Raw genomic sequence first — 17,145 nt, 5'->3', positions numbered from 1 at the left:
TTGAAACATCAATCCCATGCAATGCCCCAACCTGCAGAATTTGCACCTTCGGAATGCGGGCATCGCGCGCGCGAGGCAGGGGAAAAGTTTTGACTTGTGCAAAATGGGGGTATATTTGGGGGTATATTCACACAGATAGAAAATAAGTATGTTGATAAACAATATATTAAATACCTAGTTCTTGTCTTCTCCGCGCCCTGAAAAGGCTGCTTTTTTGCGCTCGATGTTTTCGTTTTGCCGTATATGGCGCGGGCTGCGTTCAGTTTTTTTCCTGCCCGGCCGGTTTGCGGTGTTTTTTGCATTCGGCGGCGTATTGCTCGCCCCAGCGGTGCATGGCTTGGATTACGGGCATCAGGGTTTGACCAAACTCGGTGAGGGAGTATTCCACTTTGGGCGGCACTTGCGGATACACTTCGCGGTGTACGATGCCGTCGGTTTCCAGCTCGCGCAGTTGCAGGGTGAGCATGCGCTGGGTAATGGCGGGCAGGTGGCGGGCGAGCTCGTTGAAGCGGAGGGTTTGGCTGTTTAAATGATAGAGAATCAATACCTTCCATTTGCCGCCGATGATGTCGAGCGTGGCGGTAACGGGGCAGCAGTCGGTGTAGGCGGGGGTGTTGGCGGGCATGATGTTTCCTTTGGCGGCGGCGGGATTTACAGTATAAAAAATGTGTGTACTTGTATAAAAATACATACTGGATATAATACACCCAACGCATCAAAATGACACTAAAAACTTAAGGAGGAAATCATGCGAATTGCTGAATTAGACCGCATCAACGAGCTGGCCCGCAAAGCCAAAACCGCGGGCCTCACCGAAGCCGAGCTGGCCGAACGCGATGAGCTGCGGCAGGCTTATGTGAAACAGGTGTTGGGGCAGATGACCAACATCCTTTCCACGGTGAGCGTGGTGGACAGCGAAGGCAACGACGTGACCCCCGCCAAGCTGCGCGCCGCCCAAGCTGCCGGTATGCAGGTATAGATAAAACAAACACATAAAGGCTACCTGAAAGCGTGAGCTTCAACGAAGTTAAAACGATGTCTTGCGAAGCAAGGCTGAGTTTCTGCGAAGCTAAAGCACAGCTAAAATTTTCAGGTAGCCCCATCAAGAGGAAACCATCATGCGAAAAGTGAAACAAATCTACCGTGCCAACAGCCAACACTGGGTGGGCGACGGCTTCCTGGTGCGGCCCTTGTTTTCCCACATGGCCGACGACCGCGGCACCAACCCCTTCCTGATGCTGGATTACGCCGCGCCCTACGAATTTGCCCCCAACGAAGCCCGCAGCCCGCGCGGCGTGGGGCAGCATCCGCACAAAGGCTTTGAAACCGTTACCCTTGCCTACCACGGCGAAGTGGCGCACCACGATTCCAGCGGCGGAGGCGGCATTATTTACGAAGGCGACGTGCAATGGATGACCGCCGGCTCCGGCATCATCCACGAAGAATTCCACTCCGAAGCCTTCAGCAAACAAGGCGGCTTGTTTGAAATGGTGCAGCTTTGGGTGAACCTACCTGCCGTCCACAAAAACGCCCCGCCGCGCTACCAACACCTGGCCAAGGCCGATATCCCCGTGCTGCCGCTGCCCGACGAGGCCGGCCACCTGCGCCTGATTGCCGGCGAACGCGACGGCACCCGAGGCTCGGCCGACACCTTCACCGAAATGAACGTGTGGGACATCGTGCTTAATGCGGGCAAAGCAGCCGTGCTGGAAGTGCCCGAGAGCCACAACTTGTCGCTGGTGATTTTGCGCGGCAACGTGCTCATCAACGGCCAAGACGCGGCCGAGCCGGGCGAACTGGTGGGCTTTGAGCAGGGCGGCGGGCAATTCACCGTGAACGCGGGCAGCGAAGAAGCCAAAATCCTGCTGCTCTCCGGCGTGCCGATTAACGAGCCGGTGGTTGGCTATGGCCCCTTGGGGCAGGATAAATTACCGTTGTTGCCGCCACGGTATTGCCCGGCCAAATAGTTGAATACTTTTTGCGCGTTGCCGGACAAGCTGTAGAAGTGCGGGCTGGCTAACAAGTCTTACCGCATCATGATGTAAGGCTGGTTGTTGATGGCGGCGTAGTTGTGCTGCCATTTCTCTGCCTTCCTCTTTCGGTTGCCCATTTCTCTGCTCCTTCTTAATCTTTTATTTTCTAAAAGTTATTAAGTTTTAGGATTGCTAACTATTTTTTCAGCTTCGTGATTTCAGGTAGCCTCTTGCGGGACTTCCTTAGGGTCGATAATTACCCGCGTTATCTTTATCGGGGTCATGCTGCCATCGGTTGATTTCAAATCCAGCTCGGCTCTTTCGCTGTATTTCTTGGGTGCAAGGCGGGCGGCCTTCCATTTGCGGGTGTCTATCTTGATTTTGGCTTTGGCAATTTCTTCATGAATAGGCGGGCAGTTGTCGGCAATCTCGATGATTTCGTCGGCGTAGAAGTCTGCCTGTTGTCCGCGCGCGTGCGCGTATTGCTCCGAAAATTCGGGCTTCTCCGCCAGCCATTTGTAGACGGTACTGGGGGCGGGCATACCCTTCCGGCGGCAGATGGCGGCCAAGCTGTGGCCTTGTGCCAGCAGGTTGCAAATGCGCTCTTCGATGATTTCGCGGTTGTGGTGCATGGTGCTTCTCCGGTTTCAGGCAGCCTTGTTCAGCAGCCTGCCAAGTTTGCCTAGGTAGTGGTCTGCTTCGGCCAGATGTTCGATTAAATCCCGCTCGTGCCGGAATAGCGCCATCATGACGGTTATGCGCTGCTGTTTGCGGTGGATGCAGAAAGGCAGGCGGGTTTTCGTGATACGGCGTTATACGGCATTAGGCAGGATTAAGGATAATGCGAAGCAAAATAAAACACCAGCCCGCCCGCTGGTGTTTTGTTTTTCAGGTAGCCTCATCTGTTGCAATCATGGCTTGGGCTTGGCAGTATCGCCCCCGCAGATAGTCCGAATACCATTGCATCATCTCCCGCCGCTCGGCCAGATACTCCGCCCGGTTGTAGGCGGCTTTGATTTTGTTTTCTTCAACGTGGGCAAGCTGGCGCTCGATGGCGTCTGGGTTAAAGCCCTGCTCGTTCAGGATGCTGCTTGCTAAGGCACGGAAACCGTGCGGGGTGGCTATGCCTTTGTAGCCCATGCCGTTGATGATTTTGCCTAGCGTGTTTTCGCTGATATGTCCGTCTTGTTTGGTGCGGCTGGGGAACAGATAGGGAGTATTGCCGGTCAGGCCGTGCAGCTCGCGCAACAGCTCCAGCGCCCAATCGGAAAGCGGCACGGTGTGTGGCGGCTTGGGGGCGGTCTTCTCGTGCTTCATTCGTTCGGCAGGGATTACCCATTGCGCCGCTGAAAAATCCACTTCCGCCCATTGCCCGCCGCGCAGTTCGGTATTGCGCACAAACACCAGCATTATCAGCAGCAGGGCGGTTTTGTTCGCCGGTTCGATGTCGGCCAGTATCAGGCGGCGGTAAAACTCCGTCAGCTCTTCGCGCGGCAGGGCTGCCCGGTTTTTGGCCGGTTGCTTGGCAATGTATTTGCGCAATGCGCGGGCGGGGTTGTGGTCGGTTATCTCCAGCATGGCCGCATAATCGAAAACCGCGCCTGTCCATTCCCTCACTTTTTCGGCGGTATTGCTCACGCCCCGCGCTGTAATGCGGTCTAAAACCTGTTTGATTTGCCCTACCGTGATGCTGTCAATCGGCATTTCCCCAATCAGCGGGAAAACGTCGGTTTCAAAATAGCGCATGATGCGCCCCGCATGGTTCGGCTTCCAGCGGTGCAGGTTGTCGGCGTGCCAGCGGCGGGTAAGAGCGGCAAAGGTATTCAGTAAGGCCGCCCGCCTTTCCTGTTTGGCCTGTTGCTTGGCGGCGGCGGGGTCTTGCCCCTGTGCCAACAGAGAGCGGGCATTCTCGGCAGCCTGCCGCGCTTCGGAGAGGGAGACAGCGGGATACTTGCCGATAGTCAGCGTTTTTTCCTTGCCGTCGATACGGTATTTCAAGCGGAAGATTTTGCCGCCTGCCGGGGTAATTTCCAGATACAGGCCGCCGCCGTCAAACAGCTTGGCTTTCTTTCCTGTGCTGGTAGGTTTTGCGTTCTTGATTTGGCGGTCGTTTAGGGGCATTCTGGGGGTATATTTTTGAGGGTATTTTTACGGTACCCCCAATCATACCCCCGCAAAAGGGGCAATTCAATTAGACGGCATTAGACGGGATTAGCTGAATAGGGAAGGGAAAAGGATAGATTGAATCAGCCTGAAATCCTTTACTGGCTTAGATTTAGCTGGTTGCATTGGATAGCGTTAGACGTAAAAAAACAGCCCGAAAAATTGAGCTGTTTCATAAATGTGGTGCGGACGGAGAGACTCGAACTCTCACACCTCTCGGCGCCAGAACCTAAATCTGGTGCGTCTACCAATTTCGCCACGTCCGCGGGAAAGGCGGCATTATACTGTAATCCGCTGATTTGGCAACGCTCGGGGGAAAAATTTCGGCAAGCAGGCCGAAAAGCCGTGCTTGCCGTTTATCGCGGATCAAATTGGCTTTCGATACCAGGCAGCGAACCACAGACAGTACAGGATACGGCAAGGCGGGTTCACGCCGTAGCAAAAGTTAAGCTGATTCGCTATAGCAGGCAAACGGTTTTCAGGTAGCCTATCTGCCTTAGGGGCTACCTGAAAAATATTGCCATTTTGAATCAATATGATGAGCAGCACCTCATGCTGATTGTGCACCTCAATTCCTGCGCCCGCTCACTCAAACAGCCGCCCCTGCGCCAAAATTTCCCGTACGGGCGCAAAATCTTTGCGGTGTTCCGGCAGGGCACCATAGCGTTGCAGGGCAGCAAGGTGCTCGGCGGTGCCGTAGCCTTTGTGGCGCTCGAAGCCGTATTGCGGATATCGCTCGGCCAGGGCATACATTTCCGCGTCGCGCGCGGTTTTGGCCAGCACGGAGGCGGCTGAGATCTGGATGATTTTGCTGTCGCCCTTCACCACGGCTTCGGCCTCGCAGCCCAAATCGGGCGGCACGCGGTTGCCATCTATCCACGCTTTTTCAGGTAGCCGACCCAGCCCGTGCACGGCACGGCACATGGCCAGCATGGTGGCATGCAGGATGTTGAGATCGGCAATTTCGGCCACCGAGGCGGAAGCCACGCACCAGGCCAGCGCCTGCTGCTTGATGAGCACGGCCAGCTCGTCGCGACGGCGTTCGCTGAGCTTTTTCGAATCGGTGAGGCCGGGCAAATCGTATTGCGGCGGCAGCACCACGGCGGCGGCAAACACGCTGCCGGCCAGCGGCCCGCGCCCGGCTTCGTCCACGCCGGCCTGCCAAATCATGGGTTTACCCCCGCAGCGGCCAATACTGCGGCGGCGGCTTCGGCGGCGGTGTCTTTGCGCAACAGGTGGTGCAGCTCGGTGAAATCGCGTTGCAGCGCGGCCACTTTTTCCGGCGAGCGATACCAATCCAGCAGCGCGGCGGCCAGCTTGACGGGATCGGCGTCGTGTTGCAGCAGCTCGGGCACGGCGGCGCGGCCGAGCAGCACATTGGGTAGCCCCACATAGGGCACTTTGATTTTGCGTTTCACCAGCGCATAGGTGAGCGGCGAAATTTTGTAGCTGATCACCATCGGCCGCTTGCACAGCGCCACTTCCAGCGTGGCCGTGCCGCTGGTTACCAACACCGCATCCGCCGCGGTGCAGGCCTGCGCCGTGCCGCCCGCCAGCAGGCGCAGCGGCAATGCGCGGTAGGGCTCGGCGGCGAGCAGGGCTTGCAGGCGGGCTTGGGTGGCTTCGGTGGCGTAGGGCAGCAGAAACTGCGCATCGGGCAGCTGCCGCAACACCAGCTGCGCGGTTTGCAGAAACAGCGGCGCCATATAGTCGATTTCGCTCACGCGGCTGCCGGGCAGCAGGGCGAACACGGGCTGGTTTTCAGGTAGCCCCAGCCCGCGGCGGGCGGCGGCACGGTCGGATTCCAGCGGCAGGGTTTGCGCCAAAGGGTGCCCCACGAAGCGCGCCCGCCCGCCGGCCTGCCGATATAGCTCCGGCTCCATCGGAAACAGGCACAGCACTTCATCCGCCTGCCGCACGATTGTGTGCACCCGTTCGCGCCGCCACGCCCACACCGACGGGCTCACATAATGCAGCGTGGGAATGCCCGCAGCCTTGAGCGCGGCGGCCACGCCCAGGTTGAAATCCGGCGCGTCGATGCCCACAAACACCGCCGGCCGCCGCCGTTTCATTTCGGCAATCAGGCCTTTGCGGATGCGCCAAATCGCCGGCAGGTTTTTCAACACTTCGGCATAGCCACGCACCGCCAGCGTTTCCTGGTCAAACAGGCTTTCCAGCCCGGCCGCCTGCATGCGCGGGCCGCCGATGCCAATAAACCGCGCCTGCGGGCAGCGCGCTCGCAGGGCGTCGATGAGGTGCGCGCCGAGCAGGTCGCCGGAAGCTTCGCCGGCGCAGAGGGCGATGAGGGGGGACGGGGTGGTCATGATGGGAAGCGGGCGGAAAACAAAGATACGGTATTGTACCGAAGAATGCAGCGGCGGGCGGGATGAGGCTACCTGAAAACGATGTTTCCGAAGGAAGCAGAGTTTCTGCGAAGCTAAGACGATGTTTTGCGAAGCAAAGCTGAGTTTCTGCAAAGCTAAAAACGGGCATTATCTAATTTAACTTCGTTGAAGCTCATGCTTTAGCTTCGCAGAAACTCACTTTCAGGTAGCCTTTATTGGTACGATGGGGCTACCTGAAAGCGTGAGCTTCAACGAAGTTAAAACAAAATGTGCAGCATTCGTGCCGAAAATCAACCAAACCAGTGAGCAAATCATGAATCAATTCAGCGATATTATGTAGCCAAAGAATTTAGATTTCCCGATTTCTATTTCTTTAACGAGAAATTGAATTACGATAAATTTTTGTTTTTTGATTCATTATCGTTACTGGGAGACCGTGATTTTGTGGATGGCTTTTACGATGTGCTGGCTGCAAGCGGCTGTCGGGAATTCGATGTTTTCACCACCACATCCGAAAGCCCGGTGATTCATGTGGATATTGCAAACAGGCAGGCAGAAGATGTTGCGGACATCATCCATCAGCAGGAATACGACTTTACGGGCATAGTCTTTGCCCCGTCCGATTTGAGCTGGTGCGCGGCGCAGTATTTTCCGGTGGATTGGGGGGTGTTTGCGTTCAACAGCGGAAACGAGCAGGCTTTGTCTTTGTTTAATTTGATTGATAAAGGCTGGTTTGCCAGCATCGAGCAGTTGCAGCAGGCGCTGAAAAACGAAGATTCTTTTTTGTACGAAGAGTTTGGTGCGGAAGGGATTGAGCTGATGTTGCGCCATTACGCCAAATAATCCCGCCCATCGCCCGCACGGCAAAAGGCTACCTGAAAAACAGTTGTCCGTTTTCAAGTAGCCTTTATTTTGCCGCCATGCTGTTTACAGCGTTTCCACCGTATGCTGGTCGTTGGTGTAGATGCAGATGCCACCGGCGATTTCCAGCGCCTTCTTCACCACGGTGGCGGGCGGCAGCTCGGTGTTTTCCACCAGCGCTTTGGCCGCGGCCTGGGCGAAGGCGCCGCCGCTGCCGATGGCCGCGATGCCGCCTTCCGGCTCGAGCACGTCGCCGTTGCCGGTGATGATGAGGGTGTTGTCTTTGTCGGCCACAATCAGCATGGCTTCCAGGCGGCGCAAGGCGCGGTCGGTGCGCCATTCTTTGGCCAGCTCGATGGCCGACACGGTGAGCCGCCCCTGGTGTTTCTGCAATTTGGCTTCGAAAAGCTCGATTAAGGTGAAGGCATCGGCCGTGCCGCCGGCAAACCCGGCCAGCACAGTGTTGTTATACAGTTTGCGCACTTTTCGCGCAGTGGCTTTGATGATGGTGTTGCCTAGGCTAACCTGGCCGTCGCCGCCGATGGCGATTTCGCGGCCGCGCCGCACGGAAACGATAGTGGTGCCGTCGAATTGCTGCATGGTGCTTCCTTTATGAAACGGTGAACATGAGCCGGCAGATTAGGGCGGCGGCGCGGATTTCAATTTGCCAAACCCCATCAGGCGGCATGCGAAGAGGCTACCTGAAAATGCGGTGGATATTTTTAGCTTCGCTTTCAACGCAGTTAAAACCCCACCGCCTGTTTGCGCCTCCTAAGCGTTTATAAGATAATGCCCACGCTTCCCGCGGCCGCCCAAGCCGCCGGATTTTTCCCACCAAACAACTGAAAGAAAAGAAAGAAACCATGCGCTTCCTCAAGCTCACCGAACAAAACGTGCGCGGCAAAACCGTGCTCATCCGCGCCGACCTCAACGTGCCGATTAAAGACGGCAAAATCGGCGACGACACCCGCATCCGCGCCTCGCTCGCCTCCGTGCGCTACTGCCTGGAAAACGGTGCCGCCGTCATCCTGATGAGCCACCTCGGCCGCCCCACCGAAGGCGAATTCAAGCCCGAAGACGACCTGGCTCCCGTGGCCGCGCACCTGGGCAGCCTGCTCGGCCTCTCCGTGCCCGTGAGCAGCGACTGGCGGGAACACCCCCCGCGCCCGCAGCCCGGCGAATTGGTGATGCTGCAAAACGTGCGCGTGAACAAAGGCGAGAAGAAAAACAACGCCGAGCTCGGCCAAGCCTATGCCGCGCTGTGCGACATTTATGTGAACGACGCCTTCGGCACCGCTCACCGCGCCGAAGCCTCGCTGGTGGCCGTGGCCGAAGCCGCGCCGCTGGCCTGTGCCGGCATCCTGCTCTCCGCCGAGCTCGACGCGCTGGGCAAGGCGTTGAAAGAGCCCGCCCGCCCGCTGGTGGCGATTGTGGCCGGCAGCAAAGTTTCCACCAAGCTCACCATCCTCAACAGCCTGGCCGATAAGGTAGACCAGCTCATCGTGGGCGGCGGCATCGCTAACACCTTCCTGCTTGCCGCCGGAGAGCCCATCGGCAACTCACTGGCCGAAGCCGACTTGACCGCCGAAGCGCGTGCCGTGGCCGAAAAAATGGCGGCCAAAGGCGGCGCCGTGCCGATGCCGGAAGATGTGGTGTGCGCCAAAGCCTTTGCTGCCGATGCCGCAGCCGAAACCAAGGCCGTGGCCGATGTGGCCGCAGACGACATGATCCTCGACATCGGCCCCAAATCGGCCGCCAAGCTGGCCGCGCTGCTGCGCGAAGCCGGCACGATTGTGTGGAACGGCCCGGTGGGCGTGTTTGAATTTGAACGTTTCGCTGAGGGCACGCGCGTGATGGCCGAAGCCATTGCCGAGAGCCGCGCCTTCTCCATTGCCGGCGGCGGCGACACACTGGCGGCCATTGCCCAATTCGGCATCGCCGATAAAATCAGCTACATCTCCACCGGCGGCGGCGCTTTCCTGGAATTTCTGGAAGGCAAACAGCTGCCCGGTGTGGCTGTGTTGGGAAAACGGGCGGCAGGCTGACAGCAGATTGAATTGAAATAGAAAGAGGCTACCTGAAACCGATTGCAACTTTTCAGGTAGCCTCTTTCATGCCGATTCGTTATACCTCATAACGCCCGGCGGATACGTCGCCGCCGCGCCCGGTCCAATCGGTGTGGAAAAATTCGCCGACCGAGCGGTCGGTGCGCTCGTAGGTGTGGGCGCCGAAGTAGTCGCGCTGCGCCTGAAGCAGGTTGGCGGGCAGGCGGCCACAGGTGTAGCTGTCGAGGAATGACAATGCGGATACGGTGCAGGGCATGGGCAGGCCGTGCTGCATGGCGGCGGCGGCCACTTTGCGCCAACCGGGCAAGGCTTGTTGCAGCAATTGTTTGAAATAGCTATCGCTGCCCAAGAATACCAAATCGGGATTGGCGGCATAGGCATCGCGGATGTTGCCCAAAAACGCGCTGCGGATGATGCAGCCTTCGCGCCACAGCAGGGCGGTTTTGCCATAGTTCAAATCCCAGCCGAAATGCTCGCTGGCCTGGCGCATCAGCATAAAGCCTTGGGCATAGGAAATAATTTTGGAAGCCAGCAGCGCCTGGCGCAAGGCTTCGAGCCATTCTGCGCGTTCGCCCGCGATGGGCTCGATCTTATGCCCAAACGCGGCTTCGGCCTGCACGCGCTGTTCTTTCAGGGCGGAAATGCAACGGGCAAACACGGCTTCGGTAATCAGCGTGAGCGGCGTGCCCAAATCCAGCGCGTTGATGCCGGTCCACTTGCCGGTGCCTTTTTGGCCGGCACGGTCGAGGATTTTTTCCACCAAGGGCGTTCCGTCGGCATCGTTCACGCCCAAGATGTCGGCGGTGATTTGAATCAGATAGCTGTCGAGCTCGGTTTGGTTCCAAGCGGCAAACGCGGCCTGCATTTCGGCGTGGCTCATGCCGAGGCCGTCTTTCATAAACTGATAAGCCTCACAAATCAGCTGCATATCGCCGTATTCGATGCCGTTGTGCACCATTTTCACAAAATGGCCAGCGCCGTTTTTGCCCACCCAGTCGCAACACACTTCGCCCTCTGCCGTTTTGGCGGCCACTGCCTGCAAAATCGGTTTCACCGCTGGCCAGGCTTCGGGATTGCCGCCAGGCATCACTGAAGGGCCGTGGCGCGCGCCTTCCTCGCCGCCGGAAATGCCGGTGCCCACAAACAAAATGCCTTGTGCCGCCAATTCGGCCGTGCGCCGTTCGCTGTCGGGATAGTTGGCATTACCGCCGTCGATAATGATGTCGCCCGGCTCCAACAGCGGCAGCAGTTGGCCGATCAGCTCGTCCACCGCCCGCCCAGCCTGCACCATCAGCATGATTTTGCGCGGCCGTTTCAGCTGGGCAAGTAATTCCGGCAGGCTATAAGCACCGATAATATTGGTGCCCTTGGCTACGCTGTTGAGGAACTGCTCGGTTTTGGCTGCCGTGCGGTTGTAGGCGCTCACGGTAAAACCGTGAGCGTTCATATTGAGAATCAGGTTTTGACCCATAACGGCCAATCCGATAACCGCGATGTCGCTTCGGGGTAGGTTTGCAGGATTTTGCATGATGGTTTCGCTTTTACTGTTAATTGAATGAATATTTTTATTTGGTTATGAAGATGTAGTACCTGTTTTGCCGTGGATAAGGGATGAAATATCAATTAAACAATTAATTAGATCCAATCCAAGGTGTTGGCCGGTAGGCGCTTTGCTTGTGGGGAGGTGTGGAAAACTTTTGCAGCCTGCCGCTACTTTGTGGGTAAGTTTGCAGATTGCCCGGGTTTTCTACTCTGCGATGTGGGCAATGGCTGCTGGTTGGCTGGTTTTATTTTTCAGGTAGCCTCCGGCGGCAACACGTTTAAGTATTTCAGTTCCACCAGCTGCTGCTCGGAATCGAGCTGGCTCACGGCCAGTTTGACGCGGATTTTCGGCGGAATATCGATCGGCACGCCGTGCACCCGAGCAACCAGCGGCAGCCCTTCGATGCGCACCAAATCTTCCTTCAGCAGCATCGCGTTCAGCTCGCGCAGGTTTTCCTGCTGCATATACACCAGGCTCCAATAGGCTTCCATTTGGCGCTGGAAATCGGCGTAGGCGGTGTAGGCGGCATCGAAATCGCGCAGGGCGGCAAACAGCTCGCTGTCGTTTTTTTGGAAACGCGGCGGCAGTTCGGGTTCGATCAGGCTGAGCAGCTGGCGCTGGTTGATGCAGTCGGCGGCGCGGCGCAGCGGCGAGGTGAACCAGCCGTAGTGCGCCACGTTCATGCCGATGTGCGGCTCGGATTGGGTGCTCATGCGCACTTTGCCGCTGGTTTGCACGCGGAACAGGCCGGGCAGGCCGTTTTGATCGAGCTGTGCGGCCCAGGTGCTGTTGGCCAGAATCATCATTTCCGATACCAGGGTATCGATGGGCGAGCCGCGTTCGCGCCGGCTGATGTGCACTTTGCCATCGGCTTCAAATTCAATGCCGTAGTCGTATTGCGGGGCGCGGTCTGCTTCGTAGCGGTCGCGCTGTTTTTGCCGTTCGATGGCGAAGCGGTAGAGCCAGCGCAACTGCGGCTGGCAGGGGAACTGCACCGGATCGCTGTCGGAAAGGCCGGTATCGGCGTTGAAATGTGGTTCGATGTGTTGGATGCGCAGGTTGTGGCTAATGTTGAGGTGTTCGAGGCAGGTGTGCGGCGTGGAGGCTACCTGAAAATCTGCGCCCACTTCCACATACAGGCTCAACACCGGCCGCCTGCCTTCATCAAGGCTGAAGGCCTGAATCCAGTTTTCCGGCAGCATGGTGATTTTGCCGCCGGGGTAGTAGGCGGTGCTTTGCCGTTGTTTGATCAGGTTTTCCACCGGGCTGTTTTCGGCGATGGCCAGGGTGGGCACGGCGATATGGATGCCGACCCGTTTATTGCCGTTCGGCAGGTCTTGCACGGAAAGCGCGTCGTCGATTTCGCTGGTGTCTTCGTCGTCGATGGAGAAGGCGACAATATCGGCAGCGGCGGCGGGCAGCTCGCCCACGGCGGGTACGGCGGTGCTGGGCGCGGCGGTGCCGTTTGGGAAATGTTTGCAGCAGAAGCCGTCGAGCAGGTATTGCGGCAGGGAGGCGACGCCGCCGGTTTGTTTGGCTAATTGATAAGCGGAAATTTTCAGCTCGGCGGCGGCTTTATTGAAAGCTTTGTAGGTGAGCGACTGTTTGTCGGGGTTGTGCAGGATGGTGGTCAAATCGGCGGCGATTTCGGCAGGCAGGCGCTGTTGCCGCAGCTCGGCCACCCAGGCTTCAATCTGCGCTTCTTGCTGTTTTTTGCGCTCGATGGCGGCCAGCGCCTGCTTGAGGGTGTCTTCCGGCGCGGCTTTGAACACGCCTTTGCCTTTTTTGTAGAAATACATCGGTGCGGCGTAGAGCGCAATCAGGGTGGCGGCGAGCTCGTGTTGGCCGGGGGCGTGGCCGAAGTAGTCAGCGGCGATGCTTTGGGCGGTGAATTCTTCTTCGCCGCAGAATTCCCACAGCAAATCGGTGTCGATTTGCGCGGCTTCGTTTTGTGCGCGCTCGAGGAAGCTCTCCAGCGGCTCGGTGAATTCGACGAAGACGTTGTTGGCTTTGATTTTGGCGCGTTTGCCGTGCTGGGTGGTGGCTTGGTAGGTGCTGTCGTTTTTCTGCACGACGGCGGCTACTTTAAATTGGCCGCTTTCTTCGTAGAATATGTTCATTTAACGGGGGAAATTTTTCCGGCGCGCGGCCGGAGGCGTGGATTGGGAAAGAGGGCGGATTTTAGCATAAGGAAAGAAAGGGCTACCTGAAAACTTAGCGAAAAAATTTTTCAGGTAGCCTCCAATCTTGTCGAACAGCTTCAGCCGAACAATGCGCTGATGGCGGCATACACGCTGAGCACGGCCAGCAGCGAATCTACGCGGTCGAATACGCCGCCGTGGCCGGGCAGGAGATTGCTGCTGTCTTTCACGCCGGCGGCGCGTTTAAACCAGCTCTCCAAGAGGTCGCCGCCAATGCCCACGAAGGTGAGCACGGTGGCGGTGAGCATCATGCTTGGCCAGGAAAGATGGAAGCCGAACCAGCCGGCGGCGCGGGCGATGCTGGCATACAGCAGCACACTTAGCAGCCCGCCGGCCACGCCTTCCCAGCTTTTGCCGGGGCTGATGGCGGGGGCGAGCTTGTGTTTTCCCCACAGCCGGCCGAACACATAGGCAAACACGTCGGCGAGCCACACCAGCATCATCACGGCCAACAGGTGCAGCGCGGATTGGCTGTTTGGCCGCAGCTCGAGCAGGGCAAACCAGAAGGGCAGCATCAGCAGCCAGCCGGTGGCCATGCCTTTCCAATCGGCCTGCAAACGCCATTTGAAATGCAGCCAGACGGGCATGCCGGCCAGCCAGAACACGAGCACGGCCGCCCAGGCCGCGGGCGGCAGCTGCCAGCCGCCGCTCCAGGCAATCAGCATAAACAGCGCGGTGCCGGCTAGATAAGGGCGCTGCATGCTTTCCGGCATGGCGCACAAGCGGCTGTATTCCCACAGCGCCAGCAGCGCCATCAGGCCGGTGAACAATGCCCACAGGCCGGGGCCGGCGGCAAACAGCATGCCGAGCATCAGCGGCAGCAAAACCAGGGCGGTGAGGATTCGTTGTTTGAGCATGGTGTTCCTTTTTCAGGTAGCCTTTTGTGTGAGGCGGGCAATCGGCGGCATTATATAGGCAATTGGCCAAATACGTTGCGGATAAAGACAGAGGCTACCTGAAAACCGGAATTGGGTTTTCAGGTAGCCTTTGGGCGTTGGCTGTAGGCCTACATGCGCGCCATGGTGGCGACATGGGTTTTGGCCAGCTCGTGCAAGAGCTCGTGCAGCTGGGCGAGTTTTTCTTTGGAGAGCTGTTTTTCGATATTGTCGTAGCAGGAATCGATTTGGCTGACAAAATCGTTGTAGGTGTTTTCGCCCTGCTCGGTGAGTTTAAGGAACACACGGCGGTGGTCGTTGGCCGGGCGCAGGCGTACTACGAGTTTCATTTTTTCCAGCCGGGTGAGGATGCCGGTGAGGCTGGGGCGCAGGATGCAGGCGCTGCGGGCGAGGTCTTGGAAATCCATGGTGCCGTTTTCGGCCAAAAGGCGCAGGATGCGCCATTGCTGGTCGGTGAGGCCGATTTCGTTGAGCAGCGGCCGAAAATGCGTCATCAGGGCTTCGCGCGCCTGAATGAGCGCGATGTTTAAAGATGAGTGTTTGGAATGGTGGATCATAGCGGGCTCCTCCCTCATACTGATTAAAATGACTGCAACAATTGTTATTGTGGTTTGGGTCAATCCCTTATTAACAACAGGATATTGTTTCAGTTTATTATATATTGTAAATCCATAATATACGGGCGATGGTGTGTTTTGATGAAAATCAATTTTTTGATACGCTTAGGCAAATCTGCTGTTGGATAAGGCGCAACGGTTTGGCGGAATGGAAACAGACGATACCCGGCAGCGGTCTGTTTTTAACGGGCTATCGTTATTAAGATAATGTTTGACATGGGCAGCGTCAAGTCGGTTTGCCGGCAGCCGCTGGCTTTTGCCATTTATGCAAACAAACGGCTAAATCCAGCAGGATTCAGCCGTTTGTTTGAACTTCGTTGACGCTCACATTTCAGGTAGCCTTTAAACGCGGCTGAAAATCAGCGTGGCGTTGGTGCCGCCGAAGCCGAAGCTGTTCGACATCACGGCATTAAGCTTTTTGCTGATGTTTTTGCGCACAATCGGCAGGCCGGCGGCTTGTTCGTCCAAATGGAAGATATTGGCGCTGGCGCACACGAAATCGTTGAGCAGCATCAGGATGGAATAAATCGCTTCATTGGAGCCAGCTGCGCCTAAGGCGTGGCCGGAAAGCGATTTGGTGGAGCTGATGAGCGGCACTTCTTTGCCGGCAAAGGTTTCACGGATGGCGCCGAGCTCTTTGGTGTCGCCCACCGGGGTGGAGGTGCCGTGGGCGTTGATGTAGTCCACGCTGCCGCCGTGTTGGGCAAGCGCCATCTGCATGCAGCGCACGGCGCCTTCGCCGGAGGGCTGCACCATGTCGTAGCCGTCGGAGGTGGCGCCGTAGCCGGTGAGCTCGCACAGGATGTTGGCGCCGCGGGCTTTGGCGTGCTCGTATTCTTCCATCACCAGGATGCTGCCGCCGCCGGAAATCACGAAGCCGTCGCGGTCGGCATCGTAGGCGCGGCTCGCCTGCTGCGGGGTGTCGTTGTATTTGCTGGAGAGCGCGCCCATGGCGTCGAACAGGGAGCTCATGTGCCAAGATACTTCTTCGCCGCCGCCGGCAAACACGATGTCTTGTTTACCGAGCTGGATGAGCTCGGCGGCGTGGCCGATGCAGTGGGCGGAAGTGGAGCAGGCGGAGCTGATGGAATAGTTCACGCCTTTGATTTTAAACGGGGTAGCCAGGCAGGCGGCCACGGTGGAGGCCATGGTTTTGGTTACGCCGTAGGGGCCGATGCGTTTCACGCCGCTGGCGCGCAGGGTGTCGGCGGCTTCCACTTGCGAAGAAGGGGAGGCGCCGCCGCTGCCGGTTACGATGCCGGTGCGGATGTTCGACACCTGCTCTTCGGAAAGGCCGGCGTGGGCAATCGCTTCTTTCATGGCGATATAGGCATAGGCCGCGGCGTTGCCCATAAAGCGCAGGATTTTGCGGTCGATGTGCTCTTTGGTGTCGATATTGATGTTGCCGGCCACGTGCGAGCGCAGGCCCATTTCGCGGTAGCTTTCGTCGAATGCGATGCCCGACTTGAGCTGGCGCAGCGATTCGAGCACTTCGCGGCAGTTGTTGCCCAGGCTGGACACGATGCCGATACCGGTTACGACTACTCGTTTCATAATGATGAACTCCGTTGGGGGAAATCAGGCTACCTGAAAAATATTGCTTGAACTTTTCAGGTAGCCTATTGGGGCTAGAAATCGTCTGTGCTGGTAAACAAACCCACGCGCAGGCCGTTTCCTTCGTAAATCTTGTGGCCGTCCACACTCATTTCCGCATCGGCGATGCCCAGCACCAGTTTGCTGTTCATCACGCGCTTCATGTGGATGTGGTAGGTGATTTTTTTGTGTTTGGGCAGCACTTGGCCGGTGAACTTCACTTCGGCGCAGCCCAAGGCGCGGCCGCGGCCGGGGGCGCCGGTCCAGCCCAGGAAGAAGCCCACCAGCTGCCACATGGCGTCTAGGCCCAAGCAGCCGGGCATCACCGGATCGCCGATGAAGTGGCAGCCGAAAAACCACAAATCGGGGTGGATATCCAATTCGGCGATGATTTCGCCTTTGCCGTATTTGCCGCCGGTGCTGTTGATGTTCACAATGCGGTCGATCATCAGCATATTGGGCAGCGGCAGCTGGGCGTTGCCTTCGCCGAATAATTCGCCGCGCCCGCAGGCTAAGAGTTCTTCTTTGGTGTAGCTGTTTTGTGGAACGAAAGTGCTCATGGTGATCCTTAATGCTGCGCGGGGCAGCTTGAAATAATGGGAGAAAAGCCGGGCAATGTGCCGTGCTTGCACAGCGGTGGAATTTCCAATGCCTTGTTGGCAAAAGTTTATTTTGGAAATCCGGATTGAGGCTTTAGCTCTAGACCAAGCATTCTATTTGATTCCGGCGGGCGGCGCAATCTGCCGCCTGCGGAGTCCTAGCCGCTGCCCGGTTTGGAGCCGGCTTGCGGGTATTCTAAACCTATCAGCATGGTTTGTGTGGTTTGTTGCTTGGGCTGACGGCAAAAGGCTACCTGAAAACCATTTTTCAGGTAGCCTTTGCTAAGC

The 17,145-nt window shown here is 57.6% G+C and carries 16 protein-coding genes and 1 tRNA gene; 4 read left to right on the top strand and 13 right to left on the bottom strand.

What is annotated here, in order from left to right:
- Positions 1-259: 259 nt before the first annotated feature.
- Positions 260-625: a winged helix-turn-helix transcriptional regulator gene (locus A7P95_RS00600; protein WP_067589579.1), complete on the bottom strand. Its 366-nt coding sequence runs from the start codon at positions 623-625 to the stop codon at positions 260-262.
- 123 nt (positions 626-748) lie between these two features.
- Here A7P95_RS00600 and A7P95_RS00595 point away from each other — a divergent pair, with 123 nt between their 5' ends.
- Both A7P95_RS00595 and A7P95_RS00590 read left to right on the top strand, forming a co-directional pair.
- On the top strand, positions 749-979 hold the full coding sequence (locus A7P95_RS00595) for a DUF896 domain-containing protein (RefSeq protein ID WP_067589576.1): 231 nt from the start codon (positions 749-751) through the stop codon (positions 977-979).
- A gap of 139 nt (positions 980-1,118) precedes the next feature.
- Positions 1,119-1,967, top strand: coding sequence for a pirin family protein (locus A7P95_RS00590; RefSeq protein WP_082890660.1), 849 nt, complete (start codon positions 1,119-1,121; stop codon positions 1,965-1,967).
- Positions 1,968-2,191: 224 nt separating this feature from the next.
- On the opposite strand, the gene A7P95_RS00585 is transcribed toward A7P95_RS00590, so the two are convergent.
- The 5 genes from A7P95_RS00585 to lpxB all read right to left on the bottom strand — a co-directional run bounded on the left by A7P95_RS00585 (position 2,192) and on the right by lpxB (position 6,460).
- The gene (locus tag A7P95_RS00585; RefSeq protein ID WP_067589574.1) at positions 2,192-2,605 is read right to left on the bottom strand and encodes a terminase small subunit-like protein; all 414 of its coding nucleotides are present in this window, start codon (positions 2,603-2,605) and stop codon (positions 2,192-2,194) included.
- A 256-nt stretch (positions 2,606-2,861) separates the two neighbouring features.
- The gene (locus tag A7P95_RS00580; RefSeq protein WP_067589571.1) at positions 2,862-4,094 is read right to left on the bottom strand and encodes a tyrosine-type recombinase/integrase; all 1,233 of its coding nucleotides are present in this window, start codon (positions 4,092-4,094) and stop codon (positions 2,862-2,864) included.
- A gap of 223 nt (positions 4,095-4,317) precedes the next feature.
- Positions 4,318-4,402, bottom strand: a tRNA-Leu gene (locus A7P95_RS00575).
- Positions 4,403-4,721: 319 nt separating this feature from the next.
- The gene (gene rnhB / locus A7P95_RS00570) at positions 4,722-5,306 is read right to left on the bottom strand and encodes a ribonuclease HII (protein ID WP_067589568.1); all 585 of its coding nucleotides are present in this window, start codon (positions 5,304-5,306) and stop codon (positions 4,722-4,724) included.
- Positions 5,303-6,460, bottom strand: a complete 1,158-nt coding sequence (lpxB, locus tag A7P95_RS00565) for a lipid-A-disaccharide synthase (RefSeq protein ID WP_067589565.1) — start codon at positions 6,458-6,460, stop codon at positions 5,303-5,305. The genes rnhB and lpxB overlap by 4 nt, the downstream gene beginning before the upstream one ends.
- Before the next feature lie 405 nt (positions 6,461-6,865).
- On the opposite strand from lpxB, the gene A7P95_RS00560 reads away from it, so the two are divergent.
- Entirely contained in the window at positions 6,866-7,324 is a 459-nt protein-coding gene (locus tag A7P95_RS00560; RefSeq protein WP_067589562.1) for a hypothetical protein, read from the top strand.
- 84 nt (positions 7,325-7,408) lie between these two features.
- Here A7P95_RS00560 and hslV read toward each other — a convergent pair whose 3' ends face one another.
- Positions 7,409-7,942, bottom strand: coding sequence for an ATP-dependent protease subunit HslV (gene hslV / locus A7P95_RS00555; RefSeq protein ID WP_067589559.1), 534 nt, complete (start codon positions 7,940-7,942; stop codon positions 7,409-7,411).
- Positions 7,943-8,205: 263 nt separating this feature from the next.
- Here hslV and A7P95_RS00550 point away from each other — a divergent pair, with 263 nt between their 5' ends.
- Positions 8,206-9,387 (top strand): phosphoglycerate kinase, encoded by a 1,182-nt coding sequence (locus tag A7P95_RS00550; protein WP_067589556.1) that lies wholly within the window; start codon positions 8,206-8,208, stop codon positions 9,385-9,387.
- A gap of 79 nt (positions 9,388-9,466) precedes the next feature.
- Here the strand turns inward: A7P95_RS00550 and gnd are convergent, their stop codons facing one another.
- The 6 genes from gnd to fabA form a co-directional block, all read right to left on the bottom strand.
- Positions 9,467-10,936, bottom strand: coding sequence for a decarboxylating NADP(+)-dependent phosphogluconate dehydrogenase (gnd, locus tag A7P95_RS00545; protein WP_067589553.1), 1,470 nt, complete (start codon positions 10,934-10,936; stop codon positions 9,467-9,469).
- A 266-nt stretch (positions 10,937-11,202) separates the two neighbouring features.
- Positions 11,203-13,071: a ribonuclease catalytic domain-containing protein gene (locus A7P95_RS00540; protein ID WP_067589550.1), complete on the bottom strand. Its 1,869-nt coding sequence runs from the start codon at positions 13,069-13,071 to the stop codon at positions 11,203-11,205.
- Positions 13,072-13,211: 140 nt separating this feature from the next.
- The gene (locus tag A7P95_RS00535) at positions 13,212-14,009 is read right to left on the bottom strand and encodes a phosphatidate cytidylyltransferase (protein ID WP_067589547.1); all 798 of its coding nucleotides are present in this window, start codon (positions 14,007-14,009) and stop codon (positions 13,212-13,214) included.
- 149 nt (positions 14,010-14,158) lie between these two features.
- Positions 14,159-14,605 carry a homoprotocatechuate degradation operon regulator HpaR gene (gene hpaR / locus A7P95_RS00530; RefSeq protein WP_067589544.1) on the bottom strand — a complete coding sequence of 149 codons (447 nt, stop codon included), beginning with the start codon at positions 14,603-14,605 and terminating at the stop codon, positions 14,159-14,161.
- A 402-nt stretch (positions 14,606-15,007) separates the two neighbouring features.
- The gene (gene fabB / locus A7P95_RS00525) at positions 15,008-16,219 is read right to left on the bottom strand and encodes a beta-ketoacyl-ACP synthase I (RefSeq protein WP_067589541.1); all 1,212 of its coding nucleotides are present in this window, start codon (positions 16,217-16,219) and stop codon (positions 15,008-15,010) included.
- A gap of 74 nt (positions 16,220-16,293) precedes the next feature.
- Entirely contained in the window at positions 16,294-16,818 is a 525-nt protein-coding gene (fabA, locus tag A7P95_RS00520; protein ID WP_067589539.1) for a 3-hydroxyacyl-[acyl-carrier-protein] dehydratase FabA, read from the bottom strand.
- Positions 16,819-17,145 lie beyond the last annotated feature (327 nt).

Source organism: Eikenella longinqua (assembly GCF_001648355.1).
Taxonomy (GTDB): Bacteria; Pseudomonadota; Gammaproteobacteria; order Burkholderiales; family Neisseriaceae; genus Eikenella; species Eikenella longinqua.
Note: the sequence above shows the minus strand (reverse complement) of the source record. Positions and strands in the feature narration are given on the sequence as shown.